Below are 4,188 nucleotides of genomic sequence, written 5' to 3'. Positions count from 1 at the left end.
TCAGTACCTCTGCCATAATCCCCCTGTCAATAGGGTTTGAGACGCGCTAACCCTGACTCTTCCTCGAAATCAAGTGCAGCTTTTAGATGACCTTTTCTATAGTCTTGAAAATGGTTCTGCTTTGATGACTAACCTTAAACAAGGAGATTTAACTATTGAAACTTCAGTAATTTTGAATTGGAATAATTTAAAGCTTCAAAATCTGTTTCAACTTCTAAATCTTAAATAGGCGTAAAAATAGAGAAATAGTTGTTATTTTCCTTTTGATAATAGCCATCAAGAACCCCACCTCACTTGCGGGAAGGGCTGCAATGACTATGGGAATCATAACTAATTACCCGGACTTGATATTACTTAGAACTTTCCAACACCCCTAACAAACTCTTCAACATCAAATAAGCAGAAGTCCCTCCTGGATCTTGATGTCCGATACTCCGTTCCCCCAGGTAGCTAGCCCGTCCTTTTTTCGCCTGCATTGGTATAGTTTCCTGCAACCCCCTTTGGGCTGCTGCTACAGCTTTTTGCAAAGCTTCTAGTGTCCCCTTACTTTCTCTTACAGCTTGCCCAAAAGCAGCTACAGCCGGAGATAGCACATCCACCATTGTTTTGTCTCCTAGTTGCGCTTTGCCGCGTTGTAGCAAGCCATCTAAGCCTGCTTGCAGGATTCCTAAAACATCTTGTTCTGTTAATTCTTGCTTACTAACTACTGCTGTACTGGCTCGTAAAAACCATGTGCCATAAAGAGGGCCACTAGCACCGCCAATGGAAGAAATCAAGGTCATACTCACAGCTTTGAGAATGCTGCTGATGTCCTTGTCTGTAAGAGTTGGTAACTGAGCGCTTACCTTTTTGAAGCCGCGATCCATATTGCTCCCGTGGTCAGCATCTCCGATCGCAGCATCTAATTCTGTCAAATATGCTTTATTCTGCTCTATCTCGGTTGCATAAGCCTGCAACCATTGCAATATCTGCGTCTGACTCACCATATTAAAATAATTCGTAATTATGAAATTCCCCAACGCCAACTTGGTGTTTTTACTGGTGCATCCCAGAGCCGGATCATCTCATCATCTAATTTCAGCAAGGTAATGGAGCAACCTTGCATTTCTAGAGATGTGATGTAAGGGCCTATCAAGTTTCGCACAATTTGCAATCCTTGCTGTTCACAGATTTGGGCGAGTTTACGGTAAACAAGATACAGTTCGGAAACTGGAGTTCCACCCATACTATTGACAAAAGCTAACAAGCGATCGCCTTTGGCAAATGGGAGATTTGTTAGTTCTACATCTACCCATTCTTCTTTGTCTTCATCCCACTCGCGAAGTGTGCGGCTGTATGCTGTATCTTCAAGGAGCGATCGCGTCAAAATTTCGGTAATCTCATCTACTGATTTAATAGCTGTACGTTCTATTCCTGGCTCACCGTGGATACCGATACCTAATTCGATTTCGCGATCGCTCAATTCAAATGTCGGTGTTCCATTCGCGGGCACTGTACAAGATGTTAAAGCAATTCCCATACTCCGCCCATTCAGATTTACCCGGCGACATAAATTTGCTATTTGTGGTAAATCATACCCAGCCTCAGCCGCAGCGCCACAAATTTTTTCCGCCAGTATTGTTGTTCCCACACCCCGGCGTCCTTGGGTATAGAGACTATCTTTCACTGCTACATCGTCATCAATCAAAATATTTAGGACTCGAATGCCCTCACCACGGGCTAACTCTGTTGCCATCTCAAAGTTCATGATATCGCCACTGTAATTTTTGACGATATAAAGGATACCTGAGCCTCCATCTACAAGCTTTGCTGCTTCTAGCATTTGGTCAGGAGTCGGTGAAGTGAAAACCTCACCAGGACAAGCTGCATCCAGCATTCCTTTGCCCACGAAGCCAGCGTGCATTGGTTCATGTCCACTGCCACCACCTGAAATAATTGCTACTTTACCCGGAATAGGTGCATTGGCTCGATAGACAAAAGTCGGATCGTAGTTCAGTTTAATTAAATCGGAATGAGCCGCCGCCATACCTTCTAGACTTTCCCGCACAAAGTCTTCCGGCTTGTTGATCAGCTTTTTCATAATCCGTGTTTGCTTAAAAGGGTGTTAAAACCCAGGTTATAGCGCTTCTGGTTTGTATGCAATACAGTCTGACCTCTCTCTAAATCTCTCTCCTAAAAGGAGAGAGACTTTGAATTTTCCCGCTTTTCGCGTCGGGAAGGGGGTTAGGTTTTTCTAGATGGTGTGAAAAGTCAGTTATTTTTTAATGTCAATCCAAAGATTCCATCAACTCAATACACTTGTGCATCTGCTGACGCATAGTTTCCCTATCAGCATGAAACCTTCGCCCATGACCTGGTAGCACCCACTCAAAAGAGTAATTAGCCAAATTACGCATTGATTTAGTCTGTTCTGACCAAGAATACCAGCAGAAATCGCGGAATGCAGCCAATTGATGGAAGCTTTCTGACCAAGCGAGATGGTCGCCAGTGAACAGAAACTTATTTTTATAAAGTAGGACAGTTTGTCCTTTGGTGTGACCGGGAACTGGGATAATTAGTAAATCTGGAGTTAAGGCGAATGGTTCAGAACCAGTTAGCTGTATTTCTACATTGCGAGTATCCGCAGTAATATCATCAGTGTGAAGGATGCGATCACACTGAAAATGCTCGGCAAACTTTTGATGATCTGCCACATCATCCTTATGAGTTAGGTACATATAACGAATTGGCCCCAGTTCTTCTAAACGCTTGACTAAAGGCGGCGTAAACCGGGGAGAATCTACCAAAATGTTACCTTCTGGAAGCTGAATTAAATAGCTAGCAGCACCGTAAGATTTTTCAGAATGATAGCCACAGTGGTAAACATTTTCCGCTATTAATATTGGAAACTGTTGTTGAGCAACTTTGATATCTTTTGGTTTCTCAACTGTGCCAATAGAACTAGTAGGACAAGCTAAAAGTGCTTCCAGCGCTGCTAATCTTTCCGCATCATTTGTTGGTTGATGATAAACCGCCGACTGTTCATTAACACGAGAAAATACTTCAGGAGTCATCCAGCGACAGGTATCACAATCAATACAGGTAGTATCTACATAAAAATCGCCGTTGACATTTTGGGAGCGACGCTGATTTAAATGAGCCATATTAATCCTTTTGCCTCCACGCGCTTGCTGGGGAGCGATAAACCTTATATCACTACGCTAGCAAAAGTTGACTTAAACTGTAGACTCCTGAAGGTTAGATATAGGCTATCTTAAAAAAGACAGCCTATCTGGACTTAAAGTTAAAGATTGATCGCACCTCTAGCCAACGACTGGGATAACATAGGCGCAATCGCTTTATTTCAGGAAATAAATGAACTTCGTCTAGATTACTGACAAAATTCAATTTGGTTTACCATAAAAGGAAGTTCTTTGGTATCATCCACTGCCATTTTCCTCACCCAACTCTTAAGTTCAGGAATCCATTTAAAACCTGCCTTTTTTGCAAGTTCTCTATTGTCATAGGTTACAAGAGCTTTAAACCAAGCTTTGGGTCTTAACGCCATTTGAAACATGGCGTTAAGGTTCTCCATCCGATCAAAAAGATATGCGATCAATTGACAGTCTGTTAATGCCCTATGATTTCCAAAAATACCAACATCATGCGCTGCTGCTAATTCAATAAGAGATTGACCAGATCGGATTTGACGAGGCCATTCAAATTCAGTACAGGTACAAACCCAAGGAAGTGGTTCATTTTTAGAGTTCAACAAAACAGGTAGCAGACTCTTTCCATTATTTGAAGAACCAAACCACTTCTGATCAAACTCAGCATTGTGTGCCACAATAACTTGCGCCTTCTTTGCCATCTCAGTTATCATCCACACACTTTCAACCGCTTGTTCTTCTGTTATTTCCATTAACGGTGCTGGCTTAATCCGATTTATATACTCTGTCGGATTATTCTGTGCTGGGAGAAGAGTTGAATATTGTTTAATGGTGGTTTGGTGCTTCACCGAATACAAAATAGCTCCTAACTCTATAACCTGCCCTGTATTAATGTCTAAGTCTGTGGTTTCTGTATCAAGGATTAGAACCTGATCGGGTGTAGGAAACTGAGTATTGGATGAAACGAAAGAATTTTGGGTCATAAGACATCTCCAAAATAGTAACATTCTGTGCTAAAAGAACATTAAAGAGCTTTTTT

General features: G+C 42.0%; 4 protein-coding genes. All 4 read right to left on the bottom strand.

Features of this window, described 5'->3' with window-relative positions; all coding sequences use genetic code 11:
- Window positions 1-350 precede the first annotated feature (350 nt).
- Window positions 351-986: a dihydroxyacetone kinase subunit DhaL gene (gene dhaL, locus HWQ44_RS15710; protein ID WP_292720107.1), complete on the bottom strand. Its 636-nt coding sequence runs from the start codon at window positions 984-986 to the stop codon at window positions 351-353.
- 17 nt (window positions 987-1,003) lie between these two features.
- The gene (dhaK, locus tag HWQ44_RS15705) at window positions 1,004-2,080 is read right to left on the bottom strand and encodes a dihydroxyacetone kinase subunit DhaK (protein ID WP_292720105.1); all 1,077 of its coding nucleotides are present in this window, start codon (window positions 2,078-2,080) and stop codon (window positions 1,004-1,006) included.
- A gap of 187 nt (window positions 2,081-2,267) precedes the next feature.
- Window positions 2,268-3,143: an MBL fold metallo-hydrolase gene (locus HWQ44_RS15700; protein ID WP_292720103.1), complete on the bottom strand. Its 876-nt coding sequence runs from the start codon at window positions 3,141-3,143 to the stop codon at window positions 2,268-2,270.
- A gap of 227 nt (window positions 3,144-3,370) precedes the next feature.
- Complete coding sequence (locus HWQ44_RS15695; protein ID WP_292720099.1) at window positions 3,371-4,132, bottom strand: 3'-5' exonuclease; 762 nt, start codon at window positions 4,130-4,132, stop codon at window positions 3,371-3,373.
- Window positions 4,133-4,188 lie beyond the last annotated feature (56 nt).

Origin of the sequence: Nostoc sp. JL34 (assembly GCF_017114945.1) — a bacterium.
Classification (GTDB): Bacteria; Cyanobacteriota; Cyanobacteriia; order Cyanobacteriales; family Nostocaceae; genus Nostoc.
This window is presented reverse-complemented; position numbering and strand designations above follow the sequence as displayed.